General features: G+C 68.5%; 22 protein-coding genes. 12 read left to right on the top strand and 10 right to left on the bottom strand.

The annotated features are described in order from the left end of the window. Positions 1 to 23: 23 nt before the first annotated feature. Positions 24 to 1172 (bottom strand): P1 family peptidase, encoded by a 1149-nt coding sequence (locus AB0M95_RS26320; RefSeq protein ID WP_363769729.1) that lies wholly within the window; start codon positions 1170 to 1172, stop codon positions 24 to 26. Positions 1173 to 1237: 65 nt separating this feature from the next. Further along, entirely contained in the window at positions 1238 to 2098 is an 861-nt protein-coding gene (locus AB0M95_RS26315; RefSeq protein WP_363769726.1) for a 3-hydroxybutyryl-CoA dehydrogenase, read from the bottom strand. Positions 2099 to 2550: 452 nt separating this feature from the next. Between AB0M95_RS26315 and AB0M95_RS26310 the strand changes: the two genes are divergently transcribed. Continuing rightward, positions 2551 to 3849 (top strand): hypothetical protein, encoded by a 1299-nt coding sequence (locus AB0M95_RS26310; protein WP_363769723.1) that lies wholly within the window; start codon positions 2551 to 2553, stop codon positions 3847 to 3849. A 77-nt stretch (positions 3850 to 3926) separates the two neighbouring features. Here AB0M95_RS26310 and AB0M95_RS26305 read toward each other — a convergent pair whose 3' ends face one another. Next, entirely contained in the window at positions 3927 to 4850 is a 924-nt protein-coding gene (locus AB0M95_RS26305; RefSeq protein WP_363769720.1) for an alpha/beta hydrolase, read from the bottom strand. A gap of 30 nt (positions 4851 to 4880) precedes the next feature. Further along, positions 4881 to 5906, bottom strand: coding sequence for a membrane dipeptidase (locus AB0M95_RS26300; protein WP_363769717.1), 1026 nt, complete (start codon positions 5904 to 5906; stop codon positions 4881 to 4883). Between the two features lie 577 nt (positions 5907 to 6483). Between AB0M95_RS26300 and AB0M95_RS26295 the strand changes: the two genes are divergently transcribed. The 4 genes from AB0M95_RS26295 (at position 6484) to AB0M95_RS26280 (ending at position 11952) form a co-directional block, all read left to right on the top strand. Continuing rightward, a complete protein-coding gene (locus AB0M95_RS26295) occupies positions 6484 to 8148 on the top strand; it encodes an ABC transporter substrate-binding protein (RefSeq protein WP_363769714.1) in 1665 nt (554 codons plus the stop codon). A gap of 116 nt (positions 8149 to 8264) precedes the next feature. Next, on the top strand, positions 8265 to 9230 hold the full coding sequence (locus AB0M95_RS26290; RefSeq protein ID WP_363769711.1) for an ABC transporter permease: 966 nt from the start codon (positions 8265 to 8267) through the stop codon (positions 9228 to 9230). Beyond that, entirely contained in the window at positions 9227 to 10117 is an 891-nt protein-coding gene (locus AB0M95_RS26285; protein ID WP_363769708.1) for an ABC transporter permease, read from the top strand. Before AB0M95_RS26290 ends, AB0M95_RS26285 begins: the two co-directional genes overlap by 4 nt. Beyond that, entirely contained in the window at positions 10114 to 11952 is a 1839-nt protein-coding gene (locus tag AB0M95_RS26280) for an ABC transporter ATP-binding protein (protein WP_363769705.1), read from the top strand. The genes AB0M95_RS26285 and AB0M95_RS26280 overlap by 4 nt, the downstream gene beginning before the upstream one ends. Before the next feature lie 12 nt (positions 11953 to 11964). On the opposite strand, the gene AB0M95_RS26275 is transcribed toward AB0M95_RS26280, so the two are convergent. After that, positions 11965 to 13047: an amidohydrolase family protein gene (locus AB0M95_RS26275; protein WP_363769702.1), complete on the bottom strand. Its 1083-nt coding sequence runs from the start codon at positions 13045 to 13047 to the stop codon at positions 11965 to 11967. A 259-nt stretch (positions 13048 to 13306) separates the two neighbouring features. Between AB0M95_RS26275 and AB0M95_RS26270 the strand changes: the two genes are divergently transcribed. From AB0M95_RS26270 to AB0M95_RS26255, 4 genes are all read left to right on the top strand, one after another. After that, positions 13307 to 13606, top strand: coding sequence for a hotdog domain-containing protein (locus tag AB0M95_RS26270; protein WP_363769699.1), 300 nt, complete (start codon positions 13307 to 13309; stop codon positions 13604 to 13606). A gap of 2 nt (positions 13607 to 13608) precedes the next feature. After that, a complete protein-coding gene (locus tag AB0M95_RS26265) occupies positions 13609 to 15090 on the top strand; it encodes an AMP-binding protein (protein WP_363769696.1) in 1482 nt (493 codons plus the stop codon). Then, complete coding sequence (locus AB0M95_RS26260; protein WP_363769693.1) at positions 15077 to 15991, top strand: GTP-binding protein; 915 nt, start codon at positions 15077 to 15079, stop codon at positions 15989 to 15991. The genes AB0M95_RS26265 and AB0M95_RS26260 overlap by 14 nt, the downstream gene beginning before the upstream one ends. 96 nt (positions 15992 to 16087) lie before the next feature. Then, positions 16088 to 16510, top strand: a complete 423-nt coding sequence (locus tag AB0M95_RS26255) for a cobalamin B12-binding domain-containing protein (RefSeq protein WP_363769690.1) — start codon at positions 16088 to 16090, stop codon at positions 16508 to 16510. A gap of 898 nt (positions 16511 to 17408) precedes the next feature. On the opposite strand, the gene AB0M95_RS26250 is transcribed toward AB0M95_RS26255, so the two are convergent. Continuing rightward, on the bottom strand, positions 17409 to 17987 hold the full coding sequence (locus AB0M95_RS26250) for an RICIN domain-containing protein (RefSeq protein ID WP_363769687.1): 579 nt from the start codon (positions 17985 to 17987) through the stop codon (positions 17409 to 17411). Positions 17988 to 18076: 89 nt separating this feature from the next. Here AB0M95_RS26250 and AB0M95_RS26245 point away from each other — a divergent pair, with 89 nt between their 5' ends. From AB0M95_RS26245 to AB0M95_RS26235, 3 genes are all read left to right on the top strand, one after another. Next, positions 18077 to 18304 (top strand): helix-turn-helix domain-containing protein, encoded by a 228-nt coding sequence (locus AB0M95_RS26245; protein WP_363769684.1) that lies wholly within the window; start codon positions 18077 to 18079, stop codon positions 18302 to 18304. A gap of 75 nt (positions 18305 to 18379) precedes the next feature. Next, positions 18380 to 18883 carry an IclR family transcriptional regulator C-terminal domain-containing protein gene (locus AB0M95_RS26240; protein ID WP_363769681.1) on the top strand — a complete coding sequence of 168 codons (504 nt, stop codon included), beginning with the start codon at positions 18380 to 18382 and terminating at the stop codon, positions 18881 to 18883. A gap of 181 nt (positions 18884 to 19064) precedes the next feature. After that, positions 19065 to 19463 carry a thioredoxin domain-containing protein gene (locus AB0M95_RS26235; protein ID WP_363769678.1) on the top strand — a complete coding sequence of 133 codons (399 nt, stop codon included), beginning with the start codon at positions 19065 to 19067 and terminating at the stop codon, positions 19461 to 19463. A 121-nt stretch (positions 19464 to 19584) separates the two neighbouring features. On the opposite strand, the gene AB0M95_RS26230 is transcribed toward AB0M95_RS26235, so the two are convergent. The 4 genes from AB0M95_RS26230 to AB0M95_RS26215 form a co-directional block, all read right to left on the bottom strand. Continuing rightward, positions 19585 to 20925 carry a class II 3-deoxy-7-phosphoheptulonate synthase gene (locus AB0M95_RS26230; protein ID WP_363769675.1) on the bottom strand — a complete coding sequence of 447 codons (1341 nt, stop codon included), beginning with the start codon at positions 20923 to 20925 and terminating at the stop codon, positions 19585 to 19587. Positions 20926 to 20988: 63 nt separating this feature from the next. Beyond that, positions 20989 to 22236, bottom strand: coding sequence for an FAD-dependent oxidoreductase (locus AB0M95_RS26225; protein ID WP_363769672.1), 1248 nt, complete (start codon positions 22234 to 22236; stop codon positions 20989 to 20991). 230 nt (positions 22237 to 22466) lie between these two features. Next, positions 22467 to 23465, bottom strand: coding sequence for a phosphotransferase (locus AB0M95_RS26220; RefSeq protein WP_363769669.1), 999 nt, complete (start codon positions 23463 to 23465; stop codon positions 22467 to 22469). 155 nt (positions 23466 to 23620) lie between these two features. Then, positions 23621 to 24517, bottom strand: a complete 897-nt coding sequence (locus tag AB0M95_RS26215) for an aldose 1-epimerase family protein (RefSeq protein WP_363769666.1) — start codon at positions 24515 to 24517, stop codon at positions 23621 to 23623. Between the last annotated feature and the right edge of the window lie 529 nt (positions 24518 to 25046).

Below are 25046 nucleotides of genomic sequence, written 5' to 3'. Positions count from 1 at the left end.
TTCGGGGGAGCCCTGCGGTCGGGTCACGAGCCGGCCAATGCCGCGCGGAGCAGATCGTGGGGCAGCGCGTGCGCGGTGAGGCCGTCTCGGCCGACAGTCGTGGTAGCGGAGACCATCGCGTTGACGATGGCTTCCTCGGTCGCCTCGATCACCGCCTCGAAGAGCAGCTCGATCATCACGTCGCTGGCCGCGCGCACCTCGATGTCATCCAGGGAGGCCTCCCCCAGGCCGACCGCCGGCAGTGCGTCGTTGCCCGTGGAGAAGGCGAGCAACAGGTCACCACTGCTGTGCTCACCCATCCCTCCGGTCCGGCCGATCGCCAGAGCACCGCGCTGCGCCAGCCGCTGACACTGATGCGGCAGCAGCGGCGCGTCGGTGGCGATCAGGACGATGATCGAGCCACTGCCGGCCATCGCCTGCCGAAGGTCCTCGTACGGCGACGACACGACGTCGTTCGATATCCGCTCGCCGACCGGGGCGCCGTTGACGCGCAGGCGTCGGCGCTGACCGTGATTCGCCTGGACGAGCACGCCAACGGTGTACATGGAGCCTTTTGCGGGGACCAGGCTCGATGCGGAAATTCCTGTGGGGACCAGGCGCGACGAGGTACCGATGCCGCCCTTGAACTCGTGGCAGATCATGCCGGTACCACTGCCCACGCCGCCCTCAGCGACCGGCCCATCGTCGAGCGCGCGGAAGGCGGCCTCGACGTGCTCGGCGCGGACGTGTTGACCGTTGATGTCACTGAGAATGCCGTCATAGGTCTCGGCGACCACGGGAAGACAGAAGTACAGCTCATCGTCGCCTCGCTCACGGTGGATCTCCGCGACGATCGCGTCTCGCACAGTGCCCACGGAATGGGTATTGGTGAGCCCGATCGGAGTGGTCAACTGACCGTTCTCGCGGATCCAGGCGAGCCCGGTCATCTCGCCGTTGCCGTTCAGTCGATGCGAACCGGCGTAGACCGGTGATCGCCATACCGTCGGGCGCGGCTCCACGATCGTCACGCCCGTCCGCACTGGACCTCGTCCAACGGCCAACGGTCCTTCGCCCTCGACGATCGTGCAATGTCCGACGCGGACGCCCGGGACATCGGTGATCGCGTTGTGCGACCCGGGAGGAAAGATGCCAATCTTGATCCCGAGGTCGCGACACCTTACCGTTTCGGCCACGTTGTGCTCCCTTCAACAGGCACCGGCTGTGACATGGCCCTTGCTTCGGCCGATCACCAGGCGCGTCACTCGTAGGTGTAGAAACCGCGTCGCGTTTTGCGACCCAGCAATCCGGCGTCGACCATCCGCTGCAGCAAGGGCGGCGGAGCGTAGAGCGGCTCCTTGAACTCCTCGTAGAGCGACTCGGCGATGGCCTTGGTCGTGTCGAGACCGATCAGATCCGCCAGTGAGAGCGGGCCCTGCGGGTGCGCCGCTCCCAGCACCAGGCCGCGGTCGATGTCCTCGGCGGAGGCGAAGCCGGACTCGTACATCCGGATCGCGGAGAGGATGAACGGAATCAGCAATGCGTTCACCACGAACCCCGCGCGGTCCTGGCAGTCGATGGTCCGCTTGCCCAGGCCGCCGTCCCCGACCGGCCCCTCCACCCAGGCGCGGGCGCGCTCGGTCGTTTCCGGCGACGTGAGCAGGGACGGCACCAGTTCGACGAGCTGCAGTACCGGGACGGGATTGAAGAAGTGGATGCCGATCACCTGCTGCGGCCGTGAGGTGACGACGCCGAGCTTCATGATCGGGATCGAGGACGTGTTGGAGGCGAGGATCGCGTCCGGCGACGTCACGACGGTGTCGAGCCGCTTGAACAACTCGGCCTTGGCCGTCTCGTCCTCGACGATCGCCTCGATCACGACGTCGCGGTCGGCCACGGCATCGAGGTCGGTGGTGACCCGTATCCGATCGAGCACCACGGCGGCCGACGCGAGCTTGCCCTTCGCTTCGGCGCGGGCAAGCGACTTCTCCAACCGGCCGAGCGCGGCCCGGGCCGAGGCGCTTCCCGCTTCCGTCACGATCACGTCGTGGCCCGCCCGGGCGCTGACCTCGGCGATGCCGGCCCCCATCAGGCCGCCTCCGATAACTCCGACCCGTTGCACTCGCCGCCTCCGGTTGGCCTAGGCTCCTAGGGCACAATAGCACGGACATCGCCGCCGAGACGCCCTTGACGCCCGTTGTTTTGACCTATTACGGTGGATCATTATTGCGCGACTGAGAGCCGCAATTCTGTTGCCGCTCCAGGTGCGGCTCGCCGCATTCCAGGCTCGTCTGGACGCCGGCCACTGACCATCGCCCGTGCCGGACGGCCCGTGCGGCGTGCCGTCCACGCGGTTGGGCCAGGCCGAGCAAAGGAGCATGACGCGTGAGTGACGACGGGCAGCAGGCGAAGGTCGACCACGAGCCGCCGCGGGGTTCCTCGACGACCGGGACGTGGAACGGCATCGACTACACGGCAACAGCGAAGTGGTTCGTACTCCGCAAGAAGGAGCAGCCGATGGCGGAGATCTTCTCGATCTCCTACGTCGACGGCTCGCCCGGCCCCGACCGGCCGGTGACCTTCGTCTTCAACGGCGGCCCCGGGGCAGCCTCGGCCTACCTGCATATCGGTGCGGTCGGTCCGCAGCGCGTCGAGTTTCCGGCCGACGGTACGTTGCCGCCGTTGCCGCCGCGGCTCGTGCACAACGAGGAGTCCTGGCTGGCGTTCACCGACCTCGTCTTCATCGATCCGGTGGGTACCGGGTTCAGCCGTCTCATCGAGAGCGACGACGCGAAGAAGGACGGCAACGGTGCGGGCGCCGATCCGAACGAGTACTTCAGCATCATCCGCGACCTGGAGTCGATGTGCGAGTTCATCGGTCGCTGGCTGTCGGACAACGGCCGCTGGGGTTCGGCCGTCTTCATCGCCGGTGAGAGCTACGGCGGTTACCGGGTGGGCCGCTTGACACGGATGCTGCAGGAGAAGGCGGGCGTCGCGCTGAACGGGGCGATCCTCATCTCGCCCGCGCTCGAGCCCGCGCACCTGTCCACCGTGTTCGGCTGGGGCGACTACGAGGTGGTGCCGTGGATCGACACGCTGCCGACCATGGCCCTGGCCGCCGTGCATCACGGTCGGTCGCGCGCGTTCGACCGCGGCGCGCCGGCCGAGGACGTCCAGCGGGAGGCGGAGTCGTTCGCGACGGGCGAATACGCCACGTTTCTCACACGCGGAGCGTCGATGCCGGCCGAAGAGCGCGATCGCGTACTCACCCGCTTCGCCGATCTGACCGGACTGGACCGGGAACTCGTCGCTCGGGCCGAGGGCCGGGTCCGGGTCAGTCAGTTCGCCCGGGAGCTGCTCCGCGACGAGCAGAAGGTGATCGGCATGTACGACGCGACGATCACGGCAACGGACCCGTTCGCCGACCGCGACCTTTTCAGTGGCGCCGACCCGACGCTCACCGGGATCGGCGCCGTCTTCACGACCGCGATCAACCGCCGATTGCGCTCCGAACTCGGTGTCGAGACCGACCGCGAGTACTTGCTGCTCAGCACCGAGGTGACCCTGGCGTGGAAGAACGACGAAGCCATCCACTACATCCAGCAGACGCAGGGCGCGGTCGACGACTTCCGGTACGGCATGGCGATGAACCCGCACATGAAGGCATTCATCACACACGGCCGCTACGACCTGATGACGCCGTACTACGCGACGGACCGCTTCCGGAACCTGATGCGTCTCGGCCCGAGCGTCGCCGAACGGTTGACCGTGCGCCACTTCGACGGAGGGCACATGTTCTACGCCTGGCAGGAGAGCCGTAAGGCGTTCACCGCGGCGATCGCCGAGTTCATGGCCGCCGCGATGCCCAGCTGAACGTCGCCTGCGCTGCCCGGGCGGCCCGGGCAGCGCAGGCCCAGCTCAGTGCGGCTCAGTGCACGAGGCGAGGCCTCCTAGCTCCAGCCGGCCTTGGTCACGAGGTCGCCCAGCAGGTCGGGCAGCAGCGTCCGCATCAGGCTCAGATGGCCGTGGGCCGACAGCAGATGCAGGTCCGAGCCGCTCACCCGCTGAGCCATCCAGAGCGAGTGCTCGTAGGAGATGAACGCGTCCTGCCGCCCGGACCAGAACGTCACGGGAGTGGTGACGGTGGTCAGGTCGAAGCCCCACGGCGTCGTCAGGGCGATGTCGTCCTCCAGCCAGCCCTCGATCCCGTTCTCCAGCGCCTTGCGGAGCCCGACGCCGATCCGCGTGGCCCCGTCGCGATCGACCACGGCCCGGTCGGGCGCGGGCAGCGCGTCACCGAACAGCTCCACGTACGTGTCGATCGGCCGTTCGCGCAGCTCGGCGGCCTGCTTCTCCAGCCACGGCCGGACGGCCGCCTCACCCTGATCGGCGAGCGCCCACTCCTCGAAGTTCGACGCGGCCATACCGGCGTAGTAGTCGAGACCGGCCGCGTCCCGGGGCGCGGGGCTGACGACGACCGCCGCCGCCCGGCACGCCGAGGCGAGCGCGGCCGTCGCCAGCGAGTGCGGCCCGCCTCCGGAGTAGCCGGCGCTGACGAACTCGCTTACGCCCAGATGGGCGAGCACCGCCTCGATGTCGCCGGGCACGTCGGCCATGCGCCGGCCCGGGTTCGGCGTGCTCCGTCCGTAGCCCGGCCGCAGCGGGACGACGACCCGCAGCCCCAGGGAGTCGCTCACCTCGGCCAGCAGTGGGTCGGGTGCCGCCCCGCTGGGTGTACCGGGCTGGTGGACGAGCACGCGGTCCTGCCTGCCGTGTACGAGCACCTCGCAGGTGCGCCCGTCGGGCAGCGGCACGAGCGTGTACGTCCAGCCGTCGCCGTTACCGGAAGCGGGCGCGGTCGGTTCGGTGGGCATAGCAGTGGCCTCCCATTTCGATGAACGGCCTCAACGGCCGGGGATCCCCATGACCTGGTCGAGCACCCGCAGCGCGTTCTCGCCGAGCACCTTCCTGATGTCGGCGTCCGAGAAACCGCGTGCGACCAGCTCGTGAGTGATCTTCGGCAGGTCCGAGGGCCGGCGGATGTCGCTGTCGAGCGACGGCTGATCGACCCCGGGGATGACCATCCAGCCGCCGAAGACCTCGTTGTAGTAGTCGTCGACGAAGTCGGGACCGAGCGCGACGGCGTCGATCGTCGCGATCGACGCGAGGTGCTCGATGTGGTCGACCACGCGGGCCGCCGTAGGTTGGTCCGGGTCGATGAACGGGGGAATGGCCGCCGCCACTCCGATCACCCCGCCGAGGTCGGCGATCGCCTTGATCTGCTGGTCGGCCAGGTTGCGATGGATGTCGGTGACCGCCCGGCAGGCCGAGTGGGTCGCGAGCAGCGGCCGGGTGGCCCGGGAGAGAACGTCGTCGACGCCGGCAACGCCCAGGTGGCTCACGTCGAAGACGATTCCCGCGCGCTCCATCTCGGTCAGGACCTCTATCCCCTGGGGCGTGAGTCCGCCGCGGGACGAGTCGTCGAGGCCGCTTCCGTCGGCGAGGTGGGTCCGCCCCAGGTGGGCCAACGACGCCATCCGCACGCCCACCCGCCGCATCGTGCCGATCAGTTCCGGGTCCTGGCCGATCCCGTGCGCACCCTCGAGGGCGATGATCAGCGCGATCCGCCCGGCGGCCGTCGCCTGTGCGACCTCTGCGCCGGTGAGGCAGACGGCGACCTGGGGGTGCTGTCGCGCCAGCGTGTGGATGCGCTCGACGAGGAGCAGCGTCCGGCGCAGCGCGCCCTCGGATTGGAACTGCTCCTCGATGCAGATCGGGAGCACCTGGACGTCCACCCCGCCGGTGCGCAGCTCGGGCAGCCAGAAGTCCGCGAAATAGTCCGGTCGACCGCGATGGTCGAAGTGGTCGACCAGCAGTATCAGGTCGTTGTGCAGGTCGACGACCGTCGCCTCGTCATGCAGTACCGACATGGATTCCGCCTATAGAGATGTCGTCTGCTCGCAGCAATTGTCATAGTGCGATGGGCCACGACTCTAGTTACCGAGTAACCCAAGGGCAAGATGGCCTAGCTCAGATCTTTCCCCCGTGGTTGCTGCCGTCGTGGTGGATGTGCGGCCACGGCGGCGGTTCGGCCGAGGCGGCGAACCAGGCCCGACAATCAACTACTGACCTAGGCACTTAGGCCTTGACAGTCATTATGGCCTGCGACAAACTACCGCCACATGATGAGCCTAGCTCGTGCGTCAGGTGCGTACAGCGTGCCCTAGGCCATCGGTCCAGAGGCAGCCTCGACACATCGGAGGTACGTCCCGATGGCATCCTCGCTCGGCAGGTGCGCCGATGAGAGTTCAGGTTAAGGCCCATCTATGACGCGGCGCCCGGCCCTTCCTCGGTCGCGCGCCTCGATGCGGACGACGCGGATCGGTCCCGTAGGACCTGGTCGGCCGATTGGCCGGCGATGTGGCCATGGCTTTGCCGAGCAAGCACTCGTGTCCAGAGAGATCTCGTAGGTCCTGCATGAGATATTCACCCGAACCGGAGGTTCTGATGTCTGGCATCGTCGGCCTGCGGGTCCGCCGGCCTCACGCGCGGTGGACGCTTGCGATCATCGCAGGCGTGGCAACCGTTTGTATGGTAGCGGCCGGCTGCGCGAGTAACCCGAGTAACCGGAGTCCGCGAAACGATGAATCCAAGTCCAGCGGCGAGGCCGTCGTCTCCATCGCTCCGGGAAAGGCGGCCGCGACCTCGCCCGTCCAGAAGCTGACGATCGGGTACTCGGGGCCGTTCACCTCGCTCGACACGACCGGCGGCGCAGGCGGTTCCGGCTACTTCATCATGGGCCAGCTCAGCCTGGAAACGCTCCTGCGGGTCACGCCCGACGGCAAGCTGCAGCCGTGGCTGGCGACCTCGTGGACACAGAACAGCCCGACCGAGTACGTCTACACCCTGCGCCAAGGCGTCAAGTTCTGGGACGGCAACGAACTCACGGCCGACGACGTGGTTTTCTCGCTGACGCGTAACGCCGGAGTGGCGTTGGGGAAAGCCGGATTCTACGGAAGCGTGAGCAAGATCCAGGCTCGCGATCCGCACACGGTCGTCGTCACCTTGAAGCATCCCGATGCGGCCTGGAAGAACACGCCGGGACTGGCCTATGCGCAAATCTACCAGAAGGCGTTCACCGAGGCGCACCAGGACACCTTCGGCAAGCCCGGCACGCTGGTGATGGGCACCGGGCCATGGAAGGTCAACAGCCTCGACCCGACGAAGGGGGCCGAGTACGCGGCCAACCCGACGTACTGGGGTGGTGAGCCGCCGATCAAGCACATCACCGTCAAGTTCTATCAAAGCGAAACCAGCCTCGCGCTCGCGATGCGGGCCGGCGAAGTCGATCTTGCGCCCGTCGTCGGGGAGCCGGACTCGTTCAAGTCGGCATCGGGCGTGCAGGTGGTGACGAGAACGACGTGTGGTTCGTCGCTGTTCAGCATGCCGACCCAGACCGCGCCATGGAGTGACGTTCACGTCAGGCGCGCGGTCGCGTACGCGCTCGACAAGCAGGAGCTGCTCAAGGTGACCGGCGGTGCCAACATCGACACGCTGGACACCGTGATCGCCCCGTCGCTGCTGCAGAACCTCGGCGACGCCGGCGCGGCGGACGCTGCTTTGAAGACGCTTCCGACGTACCCGCACGACATGGACAAGGCGAAGCAGGAGATCGCGCAGTCCAGCCGGCCGAACGGCTTCTCCGCCACGATAGCGTCCGGCAACGATCAGGCAACTCTGAAGATCAACCAGGCGATCGCCGCTCAGTTGAAGACGATCGGCATCAACCTCGAGATCAAGCCGATGACGCAAACGGCGTACTACGCGGTTCTGCTCGGGCCGGCCGACAAGCGCCCCCCGCTGTTCATCTCGACGGGCGGCTGCGCGCCGGACCCGTCCTGGGGCAACAATTTCATCGGGGACCGCCGGCTCAACCTGGCGAACTACCACCCGGCGGAGGTCGACACGCTCATCGCGGACGGTCTGGCAACCACGGACCCGGCGAAGCGCCTGCAGATCTACATCCAGATCCTGGACAAGCTCGCCACGGATCTGCCCTACATCCCCTTGTTCCGCGAGGGAACCAGCTACGCATCCAACAACTTCGAGTGGGTGAACTTCGGGGACTTCTGGGCGCACACGTGCTGGCCGCTGAACATCAAGCCGCGTTAGCCATCGAGCCGGTGAAGACGACCCAGCCAACGTAGTGGATCACGGCTTCGGTTGCGGACCGATGCCGCGATCACCAGTCACCAGGAGGACGCGATGACGGGACCGGCGGCACGCACATGACCAGATCAAGCCTGCTGATGTACATCGCGCGGCGGTTGGCCGCGATGGTGCTACTGCTCATTCTGCTCTCGTTCGTGATCTTCTCGCTGACCTACCTGACGCCGGGCAGCCCGGTGGACGTGCTGCTCGGCCCGAACATGCGGACACCCGAGGCCGTGGCGGCCCTGACCGCGAAGTACCACCTGAACGAGCCGTTCTTCACCCAGTACTGGTACTGGGTGAAGGGCGCCGCGCACCTGGACTTCGGCGACTCGATCCAGGCGACGCTGCCGGTCAGCGACCAGATCGCGTCTCGGCTCCCCACATCGCTGTACCTCGGTGTGTACGCGTACATCCTCGCGTTCGCGTTCGGGGTCATTCCGGGCGTGGTCGCCGCGATGCGCCGAGGTGGCGCCCTCGATCGTGTGACCGTGGCCGGGTCGATCATCGCGCTGAGTACGCCGGCTTTCGTGTCCGGCGTCTACGCCCTCTACCTGTTCGCGGTCGTCGTACCGATCTTCCCAGCCTCCGGACCAGGCGAAGGCTTCGTCGACGGGCTGTGGCACCTGACCCTGCCGGCGATCGCCTTGGCGTTGTCCGTGGTGGCCTTCCTGGTGCGGCACACCCGCGCCGCGATGATCGGCGTTCTCGACCAGGACTACGTCACCTTCGCGTGGGCGCGCGGTCTGGCGGCGCGCCGCGTCATGCTCAAGTACGCACTGCGGAATGCGCTGATGCCGGTCGTCACGATCAGCGGCACCCTGCTCGCGAGCCTCATCATCGGCGCGGTCATCGTCGAGCAGACGTTCTCACTCAACGGTGTCGGATCCCTGCTGATCCAGTCCGTCGAGTCGAAGGACGTGCCGATGATCCAGGGTGTCGCACTGGTCGTTGCCGCCGTCATCATCGTGATGAACCTGCTGGCGGATATCACCTACCTCGTCATCGACCCACGTATCCGCCTCGGGAGACACGAAGCATGACATCAATCGAACTCGACCTCGCGGAGAGGCAAGCCCCGGCCCGGACCGTTCGCCGCGGGCTGGTGCACGGGCTACGCCGCGTGCGCGGATCGGTCACGATCTCCTTCCTGATCATGGCGATGGTCGCGGTCACGGCGGTGTTCGGGGAGCTGATCGCGCCGCAGGATCCATCCGCCCAGGACCTGAGCCTCGTGCTGGCGCAGCCGAGCGGCGCGCACTGGCTCGGGACCGACGAGCTCGGACGCGACGTGTTCTCGAGGATGATCGTCGGCAGCCAAGCGGTGTTCCTCGGTCCGCTGATCGTCGCGGGCGGCGCGATGCTCATCGGCAACATTCTCGGACTCCTGGCCGGTTATCGCGGTGGCATCATCGACGCCTTCATCATGCGCCTCGCGGATCTGCTGATGGCCGTGCCGGGACTGCTGATCATCATCGTCGTGGCCGGCACGATCGGAGGTGGCTACTGGGTCGCGGTCGGCCTCTTGACGCTGCTCTTGATGCCTTTCGACGCGCGGGTCGTGCGGGGCGCGACCCTTGAGCAGGTGCCGCGCCCCTACGTAGAGGCGGCGCGGACGCTCGGCGTCTCGAACCGTCGAATCATTTTCCTGCACATCTGGCCGAACATCTCGGCGGTGGTGGTCGCGAATACCTGCTTGGCCTATTCCGGCGCGCTGGTCGGGTTGGCGAGCCTGTCGTTTCTAGGCGTCGGGGCAACCCCCGGCTCGCCGGATTGGGGTCAGATGCTGTCCGACGGGCAGAACTCGTTGTTCTTGAATCCGGTCGCGTCGCTGGCGCCGGGCGCGGCGATCGTGCTGGTCGCGGCCGCGGTGAACATCATCGGCGACTGGGGCTACGACCGGCTGTCGAGCCGAGGAGCGAGCCGATGACGGGCGTGGCCGAGGTCGTGCCGCAGGGCGTGGACACTCCGATAGCCGATCTGCGGAACCTGCGCATCGTGGCCAAGCGGTCGCGCGGCGGCGAGAGCACGATCGTGTCGTCGGTGTCGCTGTCGGTGCGGCGCGGCGAGTCGATCGGCATCGTCGGCGAGTCGGGAAGTGGCAAGTCGATGACGGCCAAGTCCTTGATCGGATTGCTGCCGGCCGGGGTGACGGCAACGGGGCAACTCTCGTACAAGGGCGAGAACCTGCTGACGGCGAACGAGCGCAAGTGGCAGACGATCCGCGGCCTGGAGATCGGGATGATCCTCCAGGACCCGTTCACGATGCTGAACCCTGTCATGCCGTGCGGCCGTATCCTCGAGGAATCGCTGCTGCCCGAGTACATCCACGGCGGCCGGAGTGCCCGCGAGGAGGCGATCCGTCGTCTTGCCGAGGTGGGCATCACCGACGAGTCGGTGATCGACCGCTACCCGTTCCAACTGTCCGGGGGCATGCGGCAACGGGTCGCCATCGCCGCCGCGCTGTGCCGCGACCCGCAGGTGCTCATCGCCGACGAGCCGTCCACGGCGTTGGATGTCGCGACGCAGCGCGAGGTCCTCGAACTGATCAAGCAAATCCAACGGGCCCGCGGCATGGGCCTGATCCTGATAACGCACGATCTTCGGGTCGCGTTCGAGACGTGCAGCCGGATCTACGTGCTGTACGCCGGCTCGTTGGTCGAGGTGGGCGACTCGCAGCGCATGCAGGCCGAGCCGCTACATCCGTACACGCAGGGCCTCTTGCTCTCGGAGCCGCCCGTCGGCCGGCGGGTGCACAAGCTCGTCGCCATGCCGGGAGCCGTGCCGACCGCTGATGAGGTCCAGGGGGTGTGCACGTTCGAGCCTCGGTGCCGATGGGCCGGGCCGGCGTGCCGCGAGGGCGCGCCACCGCTGGCCGAGGTGACACCCGATCGGCTTTCCGCCTGCATCCGGCTGCCCGAGATCAGGGAGGAGATGCGCAGCCTGCAAACCTTCGCCGAGCAGGTCGCGGCCGCGCCGAGCACCGACCGGCCTTCGCCGATCTTGGAGGTCCGCAACGTCGGCAAGTCGTTCCAGGTCGGATCCCGCGCTGTCAGGGCACTCGACGACGTCTCTATTCAGGTCGGAGCGAACGAGAGCGTCGGCATCGTCGGGGAATCCGGGTCGGGCAAGACGACGCTGGCCCGGGTGCTGGTCGGGCTGGAGACGCCGACCGAAGGCGAGATCGTCATCGGGGATACGACGACGCGCCAGTGGGCGAAGGTGCGCAACGAGGAACGCCGGGAACTGCGCTCGAACGTGCAGACCGTCTTCCAGGATCCCTACTCGAGCTTGAACCCGATGCGCTCCGTGGGCTGGACGCTGCGCGAGGCGATCACCACGCACGACAAGAATGCGGCCAACCCGAAACAGCGGGTCGGCGAGCTGCTGGAAATGGTCGGCCTGCCGGCGACCTACGCCCGGCGCCTGCCCCGGGCACTGTCGGGTGGTGAACGTCAGCGGGTCGCGATCGCGCGGGCCCTCGCGGTCCGCCCGAAGGTGCTCATCTGCGACGAGCCGACGTCCGCGCTCGACATGTCGGTGCAGGCGCAGATCCTGAACCTGCTCACGACGCTTCGCGCCGAACAGGAGATCAGCTACCTGTTCATCTCCCACGACCTGTCGATCGTGCGGCACGTGTCGGAGTTCGTGTACGTCATGTATCGCGGCCGCGTGGTCGAATCCGGGCCCACCGGCGCGGTACTCGACAATCCGCAGCACGAGTACACGCGCAAGCTGCTCGAGTCCCTCCCGGGCGGTGGCTGAACGTCGCCTGGTTCAGCCGACCACCACGCCGCGCAGCACCGTTCGCCGAGGGGAGTAGATCGTGTCGAGCGCGACGCGGGGATCCTCGTCGAAGACGACCAGGTCGGCGGGAGCGCCCTCGTCCAAGCCGGGCCAGCCGAGCCACTGCCGGGCGCGCCATGAGGCCTGCGCGATGACCTCCGGCAGCGGCAGCCCGGCGCCCACCAGCGCCTGTATCTCGCCGCGAATGGTGCCGTGCGGGACGTCGGTCCCGGCGTCGGTGCCGGTGTAGATCGGCACGCCGGCCTCATAGGCGTCGCGAACCCGCTCGCGCGAGGACGCGTAGAGAGCCCGCATGTGCCGCGCGTAGATCGGGAACTTGTGCTCGCCGGCCGCGGCGAACTTGTGGAAGTTGTCGACGTTGATCAGGGTGGGCACCAGGGCGATGCCCTTCGACACGGCATCTCCGAGCATCTGCCCGGTGAGTCCCGTACCGTGCTCGATCGAGTCGACGCCGACCGCGATGGCCGCGGCCACCGCATCCTCCCCGAAGGCGTGCACGGCCACGCGCACATTCAGGGCATGGGCTCGCGCGACCGCGCGTTCGAGTGCGTCCTCGGGAAAGGTCGGCGCGAGATCGCCACTGGCCCGGTCGATCCAGTCCCCGACGATCTTCACCCACCCGTCGCCGGTCGCGGCCTGCCGCTCGACCTCGTCGGCCAACGCGTCGGGGTCGACCTCGACACCCTGATCACGGATGTAGCGGCGAGTACGGGCGATGTGCCGGCCGGCCCGGATGAGGCGGGGCAGATCGTCGCGTTGCCGCACCGAGCTCGTGTCCACCGGCGAACCGGCCTCGCGAAGCAGCAGGGCTCCCGCATCGCGGTCGAGCAGCGCCTGTCGCGCCTGGGCCCGCGGGTCGCGGACGTGCCCCGTCGAGGCGATGCCGATATGGCAATGCGCGTCGACGAATCCGGGGATGACCCAGCCCGACGAGACGATCGTGTCGACGTCGGAGCTGCGAGCCGGCGGCGTGAAGCTCAGGCGGCCCTCGACGATCCAGGCGTCGCGCTGCGTCTCGTCGGGCAGGAAGATTCCGCGCAGATGTAGTACCACACGCGACATGCTATCGGTGCCGGGCCGGCTTCTGCCCCACCCGTGCGTCCGCTCTACATGCCTTCCCTCGTCAACCTCACAGCCTCTTGTACCCGTAAAATCTTTGACCTATCCTACTAGGGCAAAGTTGCTGACGCCGATCAGCCATCGACGGGAGAACGACGTGTCTGCGCCCAGCCAGGATGAAGCCCGGATTCGCCTCCGCCTAGCGCCGAGTGATGCTCGTTACGCCGGCGGGTTGGTGCCTGGCTCGAAGGTGATGGAGATCTTCGCCGATCTCGAGACGGAGCTCGCGTTGCTGGAGGGCGGCGACGAAGGGCTGTGCGCCGCCTACGACTCGGTCGAGTTCCTCGCGCCGCTTCGGGTGGGCGACTACGTCGAAGGGGTCGCTCGGGTCACCTCCCGGGGGAACAGCAGCCGAAAGGTGGAGGCTCGCGTCTACCGGGTGCTGAGCGTGGACGAGAACGGTTGCCGGCTCGAGCAGGACGGCCCGGTGCTGGCCGCGACCGCGACCGCGACGATCGTCGTCGGGCGAAGCCGGCCGGCTCAGGCGTCCTAGCGATGGGAAGCAGAACCAACACGGTCGTCTCGTGGATCGGAGCGGTCGTCCGGGCACGCCCCAACGAGCCGGCGCTCGTATTCGACGGCGAGACGTGGACGTACCGGGAACTGTGGTCACGTTCGGCCGACCTGGCGCGGGATCTGCTCGCCGGCGGCCTTCAGCCCGGTGACCGCGTGGCGATCGTCGGCGAGAACGAATCCGCCTACGTCTCCACCTACATGGCGATTCTGCGGGCCGGTGGCGTCGCCGTCCCGATGAACGCCATGCTCGGCCCGACGGCGATCGGCCCGCAAATGGAGTTCGTCGGAGCCAAGACGATCTTCGTCGGCCGCGTCAAGCCCGAGATCCGAGAGGCGCTCGACGGCTCGTACGACGTGCGTGATCTACGGGCGGCGCCGAGGGCCGCGCAGGGCCGGCTGCCCAGCATCGGGCCGAGTGCCGGCTGTTCGATCATGCTGACCAGTGGCTCGACGGGACAGCCGAAGGGCGTGGTCCACACACATGAGTCCATGCTGCACGGGAGCATGCAGGTCGCCTCGGCCTTCCCGTTCGGTCCCGGGGAGCGCGGGGTGGTGTTCCTGCCGCTGTATGCCTGCATCCCCGAGCAGGTCCTGCCGACGCTGTGCACGGGCGGAGCGCTCGAGATCCTGCCCGGATTCGACGTCGAGCGAGTCGCCGACGCGTGCACCAGGGCGACCACCTTCGATGCCGTCCCGACCATCCTGAGGCGACTGATCGAATTCGCTCCGCTCGAGAAGCTGTCGAAGCTCAAGTGGGTGCTGTTCGCATCGGAAGTGATGCCCACCGATCTTCTGCGCCGCTGGTGGGCGGAATTGCCGGACCTGCAGATGCACCAGTTCTACGGGATGACCGAGGCGCTTCCGCTGGCGGCCGCACCGCATTGGCTGCTGAAGGCCGAGCCGACGACGGTCGGCCGGCCGTTTCCCACGACCGGGCTGCAGGCCCGCGACGGCGCGACTCCGGTGAGCGACGCCGGGGAACTCGTCGCGGTGACGCCCGCCCGGATGAAGGAGTACTTCAACGATCGGGAGACGACCACGGCGAGCCTCACCGACGACGGTGCCCTTCGAACCGGCGATCTCGGCCGTATCAGCGACGACGGACTCGTCTTCCTCACCGGCCGTCTCAAGGACGTCATCATCAGCGGCGGCATGAACATCGTACCGGCCGAGATCGAGGCGGTCGCGGCGGCCCACCAGGGCGTGCAGGAGGTGGTCGTCGTGGGGGTGCCGAGCGACCGGTGGGGCGAGACGCCCGTGGTGGTCGCGGTCGCCAAGCCTGGCTGTGGATTGCGGGCCGACGAGCTCCTGCAGTTCTGCCGCGGGAATCTCGTGAGCTTCAAACGGCCGTCGGGCGCGGCGCTGGTACCGCACCTGCCGATCGCGGGAATCGGGAAGGTGGACAAGGTGGCCGTCAAACGGATGATCGGAAACGGGGAGCTGGAACTTGTTCACGCCTGACCGGCTGCGCCACGCCGTCACCAAGGCCCGGGCGGGGTACTGGGGTCCCTTCGCCCGCGCGGTGACCCTCATCGAGAATGCGCCGGCCTGGGACGTGGAGCTCCCGCAGTCCAGCTCGCGTACGCACATCGTCGGCATCACCGGGCCGCCCGGCGCGGGGAAGAGCACCCTGACCGGACGCTTGATCGACGCCTACGCGAATGCGGGATCGCGCGTCGCCGTGCTGGCGATCGACCCCTCCAGCGCCACCACCGGTGGTGCGGTGCTGGGCGACCGGCTTCGAATGGAGACCCACCTGGCCGGTCGGCCCGAGGTCTTCGTCCGCAGCCTGGCCAGCCGGGGGTCACACGGCGCGGTGGCCGCCGCGACCAGGAACATCGCCCGGCTGCTCGAACTGTCCGAGCTGTTCGACGTCGTGTTGATCGAGACGGTCGGGGCCGGCCAGACCGAGATCGCGATCGTCGAGATCGCCGACACCGTCCTGCTCGTGACCGTGCCCGGGCTCGGCGACGCCGTTCAGACGATCAAGGCGGGCCTGATGGAGGTCGCCGACATGTTCGTCGTCAACATGGCCGATCGCCCCGGCGCCGCGGAGAGCGCGCGGCACCTGCGCCTGGCGGCCAGACGCGGCATGGAGGTGCTGCAAACCGTCGCCACCGACGGCAAGGGAGTGAGCGAGGTGTGCGCCGCGCTCGAGAAGCGGTGGCTCGACCTCGTCGAGAGCGACGTCATCGGCACCCTGCGCAGCCGGAAGTGGGCCTCTGACGCCGCCCTGGTCGCCGAGGGATGGGTCGCCGCGTGCGCGGAGGCGGTGGCGGTGACCGACGGCGGCAACATGCGCGACGCTGTCGGCCGAATTCTGGACAGTGCTGCGAAGAATTGGGAGCTACGAGCCCGATGAGCACTGAATTCGACTGAGACGACGCGGTCGAGTCGTGGCCGCGGGGCGTGTGGGGACAGCATCAACCGTCAACGGTCTTCTAAGGGAGAATTGGATATGCAGGCATTGCCGGAAAAGGCCAAGCCGACCAAGGTCGTGGTCGCCAAGCCCGGACTCGACGGACACGATCGCGGAGCCAAGATCGTGGCTCGCGCGCTTCGCGATGCCGGGATGGAGGTCGTCTACACGGGGATCTACCAGACCCCGGAATCGATCCTGCGCGCGGTCGTCCAGGAAGACGCGGACGTGCTCGGGTTGTCGAGTCTGTCCGGGGCGCACCTGGAATACGCGAAGGAACTCGGCGAACTGCTACGGGACAACGATCGGGCCGACGTCCTCTTCGTCGTGGGCGGGACGATTCCGCCGGAGGACGCCGACACCCTGAAGACCTACGGGGTGCACGAGGTGTTCGGTCCCGGTACTCCGACCACGGTGCTCGTCGACTACATCCGAGACCACGCGCGCAACCTCCTGGCCTGATCCGCGCCGTTCATCCGGCGCGGTTGTGCCGCGTCGACGTTGCCGAGTAGCATCGGTATCCGCGCTATGACATTGAGTCGCCAGCAGAGTATGACATGAGCGGTACGAGCGAGTATGGCGTGAGCGGCGCCGCTGATCCGGAGGCACCCTGCAGGTCGGCCCACTCGGGCTGCGTCTGCGACTACTGCCTCGCACACCACTACGACGGTGCCGAGGGGGGTCGGGAAGCGACGGTGACCACGCCGACCAGCACGGCGAGCCACGCCGCCCAGCGTGGCTCCCTCATGCGCCATTCCCCGACATCCATGGTCCATCACCATTGGTAGCAGCATCACCCCCTAACGCTGACAATGTGCGGGTAATCGCCGCGCCTGGATGTGGCGCCACAGATGAGTTCTCCTGCCGAGGAGGTGTTTCGCGTCGGCACGCCTCCTCGACGCGTGTCCCCAAATGGCGGCTTGCCCGTATTGCAGGCGTCTGTGACGCGGGGGAGTATGCGACTGTCAACGGATCGATCTTGGGATCGACGGGAGGGGTCGGCGGGTGGGCGGCCTCGCCGATACCGATGTCGAAGCAAGAAACTCGATAATGTGCTTTGGATATAGGTGATGGGGGATCGGTCAAGCTATACGGCGCCTCTCCGGAAAGGGCGAACATGGTTCATCTTCGACCTGGATGAACGCGTCAGCTCTCCCGCTTTTCACTGGATCACCTTCCGCCGATAGCGGCCGGCGGGCGCAGCCTCACCGGACGCCGGCGGCCCGCGTACGAGGTGGCCGCACATCGTCAATGGGGGGCCGAGGTCCGGCCCCCCGGCCGACTCCCGTACCTCGTCCGGCCTCGGCACGCGGCACGCGGGCCGTGATCACGTGGCGTGCAGTGCCTCAGGCGGCTACCGCTAGAGAAGGTACCACTGCTGGGGTGCCATGTCGTTGCAGGGCCACTGCTGGAGGCGGTTGCCCGGGGTGTTGCTCCAGTCGGTGTCGTCGAGACACAGGTCGGTCGCGAGGTTGCGTATCTGCACGGTGCCCGTCTGGTTCTGGGTGACCACCGACCACAACTGCATGTCGCCGTCCCAGCACCGCCACTGTTGCACCTTCACTCCCGCCGTGGGATTTCCACTGGGCACGTCGAGGCATTTTCCGCTCTTCTGGTTTTCCAGCCTGAAGAACGCCGTGTCGCCGGTCTGCGGTCTGTACGCGGTCTTCACGAAAACCATCGTCCATCTCTGCGGCGGGCCGTTCCAGCACCACCACTGCTGGATGGGGGCGTTGTCGTCCATGCTGCCGTTGACGGTGTCCACGCACAGATGGCTCAGATTGCTGATGATCTCGTACGGGCCGTAACTGGCGGCGGCGGTACCCGACGGGATGAGAACGCTCACGATCCCCAGGCCGATTGCCGCCCCCAGACGGGCGAGCCGTTTTACTCCGGTCATTTCTCTTTCGCACCTTCCGATGATGGCGGTGATGTTCACACGCGGGCATTCTGATGCCATCACGAACATCCCGGTCCGGTGCCGGGGGCCGCAATAAAAGCGGGTCACTGAGTGACACGGGAGCGCGCATGGACGACCGAACCGTTACCGGACGGGCCGCGGCGATACTCGACGCGGTCGCGGCCGGTGACCCGATGACCTTGGCCGAGCTCACCCGTGCCGTCGGCATTCCCAAGCCCACGGTGCGGCGCATCGCGGCCGACCTGATGTCCCGGCGGTTGCTGGCCCGGTGCGCGGACGGCCGGTACCGGCTGGGCGTCCACCTGCTCGAACTCGGCGTTCGCGCGGCCGAGTAGCACGGCCTGCGCGAGGTCGCCACCCCGTATGTACAGGATCTGTTCGCCAGTACCAGGGAGGTCGTCTGGATCAACGTGCTCACGCCGACCGTCTTCACTCTCGTCGACATCGCGTTCGGCGCGAATCGGGCCGATGACGTCCGGCGGCACGGGTGGCCGGTTCACCTGGACAGCCCCGCGGTCCTTGCGACCGCAGCCGGCCGGATCCTGCTCGCGGACCGGCTCGACGTCGCCGAACGCCTGCGCTCACGACCGCTCCCTCGCTTCACCAGACAGACCCTCACGTCGTGGAGAGGGATCGAAAGAGAACTGCAGGCCGTTCGCGATACCGGAACAGCGATCGAACATGAAGAACTGCGGGCTGGATTCAGTTGCGTGGCGACGGGATTACGCGACCCCGGTGGAACGCTGATCGGCACCATCGGGGTGTGCGGCCGCACCAATTCCTTCGCACCCGGTCGGCTTGCCGGCCTGTTACACGCCGCCGCGAAGGACATCACCCGCATGCTCACCACGCACCACGACGCCCGCCAACCGCGTCTCCAGCCGCAGGCCCACCCCCCGGGCGTATCCCATTGAGCGTAAAACCGATCTGCTGTTCCCGGCCGCCCGGAAGCCCGGCCCAGCGCCGGCGATCGTGGCCCCGTCCGCACCCCTAAGACCGCCGGGCATACCCGTAGCGGCGGGGCGTGAGGAATGAGCGGAGGGGGTAGGTGGTTATGCCGATCAACACGACGAGAGACGAGACGAGGAAGCATCTGTGGCGACCATCGCGGTGACCGAGACCAACTTCAACGAGATCGCCGACGAGGGGATCGTCCTCCTTGACTTCTGGGCCGCCTGGTGCGGGCCCTGCCGGACCTTCGGGCCGATCTTCGAGAAGGCATCCCAGAAACACGAGGACATCACCTTCGGCAAGATTGACACCGACGTCGAGCGCGGCCTCGCGGAGGGGTTCGACATCAGCTCGATCCCGACGGTGATGGCGATCCGCGACGGCATCGTGGTCTTCGCCCAGCCGGGCGCCCTGCCCGCGCCCGCCCTGGAGGACCTGATCAGCCAGGTCCGCGCCCTGGACATGGACGCCATCCGCAAGGAGATCGCCGGCGACATCGACTCCGGGCGCGCCGAGGGCCCCGAGGACGGCCGACGTCCGTGACCTCCGGGAGCCCAGGCCGCCCCGGTGGCTGAGCCGGGTGTGAGAGCCGGGTCACCCCGGTGAGAAGAAGAGAGCCGGCCCCGTGGCGAGCGGGAGCCGGCTCTTGCGCGTCCTGGCGGGGTCAGCTGGAGCGGTAGAGCTCGGCCACCCGGAAGGCGAGGTCGAGCGACTGGCCGCGGTTGAGGCGCGGGTCGCAGGCCGTCTCGTACCGCAGCGCGAGGTCCTCCTCGACGATCGCGTGCCCGCCGCCGACGCACTCGGTGACGTCGTCGCCGGTGAACTCGATGTGGATGCCGCCCGGGTGGGTGCCGAGCGCGCGGTGCACCTCGAAGAAGCCCGCCACCTCGTCGAGCACGTCGTCGAGGTGGCGGGTCTTGTGGCCGCTCGGTGCCTCGAAGGTGTTGCCGTGCATCGGGTCGCAGATCCACACGACCTTGGCGCCGCTGGCCTGGACCTTCTCGACCAGCGGCGGCAGCGCGTCGCGCACCCGGGAGGCGCCCATGCGCGCGATGAAGGTGAGACGGCCGGGCTCGTCGGCCGGGTTGAGCCGCTCGATGAGCGCCAGGGCGTCCTCGGGGGTGGTGGACGGGCCGAGCTTGACGCCGATCGGGTTGCGGATGCGGCTGAAGAACTCGACGTGGGCGCCGTCGAGCTGACGCGTGCGCTCGCCGATCCAGACCATGTGCGCCGACACGTCGTACGGCAGGCCCGTGCGCGAGTCGACGCGGGTCAGGGCGCGGTCGTAGTCGAGGATCAGCGCCTCATGGGAGGAGTAGAACTCCACCGTGTGGAACTCTTCGGGATCGGCGCGGCAGGCGTGCATGAACGCCAGGGCTTGGTCGATCTCGCGCGCGAGCTGCTCGTAGCGGCGGCCGGCGGGGGACTCGGCGACGAAGTCCTGGTTCCAGGCGTGCACCTGGCGCAGGTCGGCGTACCCGCCCTTGGTGAAGGCGCGGGCGAGGTTGAGCGTCACCGCCGAGGAGTGGTACGCGCGCAGCAGCCGGCCGGGATCGGGCGTGCGGGCCTCGGGGGTGAAGTCGAAGCCGTTCACCATGTCGCCGCGGTAGGCCGGGAGGGCCAGCCCGCCGCGCGTCTCGGTCGGCTTGGAGCGCGGCTTGGCGAACTGCCCGGCCACGCGGCCGATCTTGACGACGGGGACCCGGCCCGCGTAGGTGAGCACGATCGCCATCTGCAGCAGCGTCTTCAGCTTGTTGCGGACGTTGTCGGCGGTGGCGCCGGCGAAGGTCTCGGCGCAGTCGCCGCCCTGCAGGACGAACGCCTCACCGCGCGCGACGGCGGCGAGGCGGTCCTTGAGCTCGTCGCACTCTCCGGCGAACACCAGCGGCGGCATGCCTTGCAGCTCGGCGACGACGGCCTCCAGCGCGGAGCGGTCGGGCCAGTCGGGCTGCTGAGCGGCGGGGAGGTCCCGCCAGCTATCGAGGTTGATCGGATCGGCGTTCACGTTAGAAGGCTATTGCACCTTGCCGGGTTGAACCGAGGAGGTGTCCACAGGGTGAGAAAGTTCTCAGGCCCCCGGCCTGGTGGACGCCGGGCGGGCCGGGACTTTAGGGGGCGCTTCAGGGGTTCGCACGTGCTCGGGCAGGACGCCGAGGCCGATGAACCGGCGCATGAGAGGCCCCAGGATCGGCACGCTCGGGAGGTCGCGGGGGAGCCGCACCGGCCTCGGCACGCCCTTCAGCGCCGGACGCACCAGCCGGTCCTGGAAGATCTGCTGGGCGAACTGCGTGATCGCCGTCGGCGGCGTGCGGCGGCGCTGGAGTCTGTGGAGCAGCGCCTCGGGCACGGGGCGCCCGGCGCGCAGGGGCCCGGCGAGCAGGTTGGCGGCGGCCACGGCGTCCTGGATGGCGAGGTTGATGCCGACGCCGAAGATCGGTGACATGGCGTGGGCGGCGTCGCCGATGAGGAGCAGCCCGGGACGGTGCCACCGGCGCAGACGGTTGATCGCGACCCGAAGCTCGCTGACCTGGTCGAACGAGGCGAGCCGACCCGTGCGGCCGGCGAGGAAGGGGAGCAGTTCGCCGACCGAGGAGCGCAGCGCCTCGATTCCCCCGGCCCGCAGGTGGTCGAACCCGCCCTTGGGGATGAGGTAGGCGAGCTGCCAGTACTCCGAGCGGTTGATCGCCACCATCATGCGGCCCGTGGTGATACGGCCGAACGTCGTGACCGGGTCGCCTTCCTCGCGGGGCAGCCGGAACCACACCACGTCCATGGGGGCGCCCTGCTCGACCGGGACGAGCCCGGCGGCCCTGCGCACGTCGGAGTGCCGCCCGTCGGCCCCGACGGTCAGCGTGGCGCGCAGTTCGTGTTCGCCGTCGCGGTCGCGGTAGCGCACCCCGCGCACGGCGCCGCCCTCGCGGATCAGCCCCACGACCTCGGCCTCCATGAGCAGCCGGAACGTGGGGTAGCGGCGGGCCGCCTCGGTGATCATGTTGAGGAAGTCCCACTGCGGCACGAACGCGATGTACGGGTACCGCGAGTCGAGCCCCTTGAGGGAGACCAGCTCCACCACGCCGTCGTCCAGCCACATCTCCAGGCCGGTCATCGTGCGGGGGATCATGGTGTGGAACCGCTCCGACAGGCCGAGTTCGTCCAGGACCTCCATGGTGGAGGGGTGGATCGTGTCCCCGCGGAAGTCGCGCAGGAAGTCGGCGTGCTTTTCCAGCAGCGTGACCTCGACGCCCGCGCGGGCGAGCAGTAGCGCCAGCACGGCCCCGGCGGGGCCGCCTCCGGCGATCGCACATGTCGTCGACATTTTCATCACCCGTTGAAATTATGTCATACTCTCCATCATCGTGAAGGCGGGCCGGTCGTGCGCGGGCACGACGGAAACGCCCTGACGGCAGGGGAGCCCCCGCTGGGGTCGTGGTGGAGACGAGTACGTGCGGGAACCGGCCGGCCTGGAACCGGTGCGCCGCCGCCTGTCACGGCCGCGGTGCCACCGCTGCGGCGGCACACGCGCCCCCGCCGTCCGGAGTGCGGGTATCAGCGCTTCCCGAGGAAGTCCAGGACCTTGACCAGCCCGGCGGTGGCCAGGTCGCGGATGCGGGCGTAGGACTCCTCGGGGTACTGCCGGGGCCCGTGCTCGACCAGCAGGATCAGGTACAGGTACAGCCGGTACAGCGCCTCGCGCGTCCGCGCCGCCGGGGTGAGCTCCACCTTCCCGCCCGCCTCCCGGTAGCCCGCGAGCAGCGGATCGTCGTCGGACAGCTCGCCGAAGATCGTCGGGGTGACGAAGTCGGCCAGCGGATCGCCCCAGAACGCCCGCTCGTGATCGATCAGCGCCTGGATCCGCGGCGGCCCGCCCGCGGACGGCGTCAGGAAGACGTTGCCGGGCCACACGTCGAAGTGCACCAGCGCGGGCGCCGTGACCTCGTCCAGCGCGTGGGCGTTCGCGTAGACCGCGCCCGCGATCTCCACCAGCGTGCGGGGCAGCGGGGTCGCGTACCGCACGGCGTCGTCCAGCAGGGCGCCCTGCATGGTCAGGAACGCGTCGCGCCAGGTGGTCCCGGTCAGCCCGGCGTACGGATAGCCGTAGACGCCGTCGCCGGGGATCGTGTGCAGCGTGGCGAGGTGACGCCCGAGCTCGTGCCGCAGGGCCCGCTCGTCGGCCTCGCCCAGCGTGGGCGCCTGGTTCCACGGCACCCCGTCCAGCGCCGCCATGATCAGATAGTCGCCGCCAAGATCGGGATCGTCGAACCCCGAGTGCAGCAGGCGGGGCAGCGGAAGCCCCGTGGGTGTGGCCAGGTGGTACACCAGCGCCTCGGTGCGCAGCAGGTCGCGTTCGTAGCGCAGCATCTCCAGGCCGGGCGGCGGGCCGACCTTCAGCACGACCTGGCGGTCGTCCCGGAGGGTCAGGCGCCACACGGCGTTGGCGAACCCGTCCAGGAGCTCCTCGGACGACCGCACCCCCGTCCCCAGCGCCCTGGCGGCGAGGGCGTCCAGTTCGTCGGGTGACAGCCTGCGCTTGGTCCTGCTCTCCATTCGGTCACTTCACTTAGAGTCGTCGGGACGATGGGGGACGGCCGTGGGGTCCGGTCCGCCGCCCGTTGCGGGCCATGCGGAAGCCGGCGGCCGGGCCGCCGCCCGGCCGGTGGAAGCCGGGCAGGGGTGTCTGGGGGAGAGAAGCCGGGAGACGATCAGAGGGCGGAGATCGTCCAGCCGGCTTCGTGCTTGGTCCCGGGATCGAGCACGACCAGGTCGCTGCCCGAGTTGAAGGCGTCGGGCGGGCAGGTCATCGGCTCGACGGCGATGCCCCGGTGGCCGAATCCGGTGCCGGTGCAGACCTGCACCCATGGCATGGCCGCCGCCTCCCAGGCGATCTGCACGCCGCCGCCCGCGCCGCGCAGCCGCACCCGGGTGACGCCGTCGTGGTCCGCCTCCAGGCCGGTGAAGGCGTGGTCGGCGACTGTGGCGCCGATCGGGCGGGGGACGCGGAAGTCGAGCGTCGTGTCCTCGACCCGCTCCAGCGTGGTGGGCAGCATGGTCTCGTCGGTGAACAGCACGTGCCCGGCGGGCAGGTCGAACTCCCAGCCCGTCTCGGGGCCCTCGTCGGCGATCAGCCAGGGATGCGGGCCGCAGCCGTACGGGGCCGGGCGGTCGCCGACGTTCTCGGCGGTGAGCGTCGTCGTCAGGCCCTCGTGGCCGACGGTGTAGGTCACCTGCAGCGCCAGGCGGAAGGGGTAGCCGGGGGAGGGCTCGATCGTGTGCGCGAGCCGCATGGACGAGAGCCCGTCCCCGGCGGGTGGCGGCCCGGCGGGCTCCCAGTCGGCGAAGGCGACGAGGCCGTGCAGCGCGTGGCCGCGCTCCGGCTCGTTGACGGGCAGTTCGAGGCGCTCGCCCTGGAAGGTGTAGCGGCCGTGACCGAGGCGGTTGGGCCACGGCGCGAGCAGGGTGCCGCTGAAGAAGGGGACGGGCCCGCCTTCCGGCCAGCTCGCCACGAGATCGCGGCCGCCGTGCGTGAGCACCCGCAGGGCGGCGCCCATGGGGCTTATCTCGGCGTGGTAGCCACCACCCTGAAGAACGTACTGAGGCACGGGGAATCCTCTCGTCGACGGGCGAGCGCCCTGAATCGGGCGAAACCGAGGCGGGTACGTCCCATCATCCTCGTTGCCGGGCAGTGATCAAAATTTGCCCATGCTGTGAGCAGGCCGTTTGGGAGCGCTCCCATAGCGTCAAAAGCTAAACGCTTTCGAGGGGGCGGTCAACCGATTCTGGTTCGACATGGGGGTGTGCCCCAATTTTGGGCATCTGGGGCCTGCCGGCGGGAAACCGCAGGTCGGTGGAACCGTGGTCTGCCGTGACACGCCGGTCGTCGGACGATGGACTCATCCTATTCCGGTTGGGGCGGCGGTTTTGGGCGCCGTGCCAGGGGGTTTGGAGCCTGCGTGGGCCGGGGTCATCCCGTCGGATCTCGTCAACTCGGGGGTGAAATCACGCCGAGTAATGGGAGCGCTCCCACCGAATTGGGCTCGGGCGCGGGGGGGGGCCCGGCCCCCCGCCCCGGGGGGAACACGCGCCGCGGCGTGTGTTGAACCCCGAGATCGCCCAATGAGGGCCCCGGCC

It is taken from the genome of Sphaerisporangium sp. NPDC051017 (assembly GCF_040683095.1).
GTDB lineage: Bacteria > Actinomycetota > Actinomycetes > Streptosporangiales > Streptosporangiaceae > Sphaerisporangium.
The sequence above is the reverse complement of the archived record's forward strand: the minus strand, read 5'-3'. Positions and strand labels throughout refer to the sequence as shown.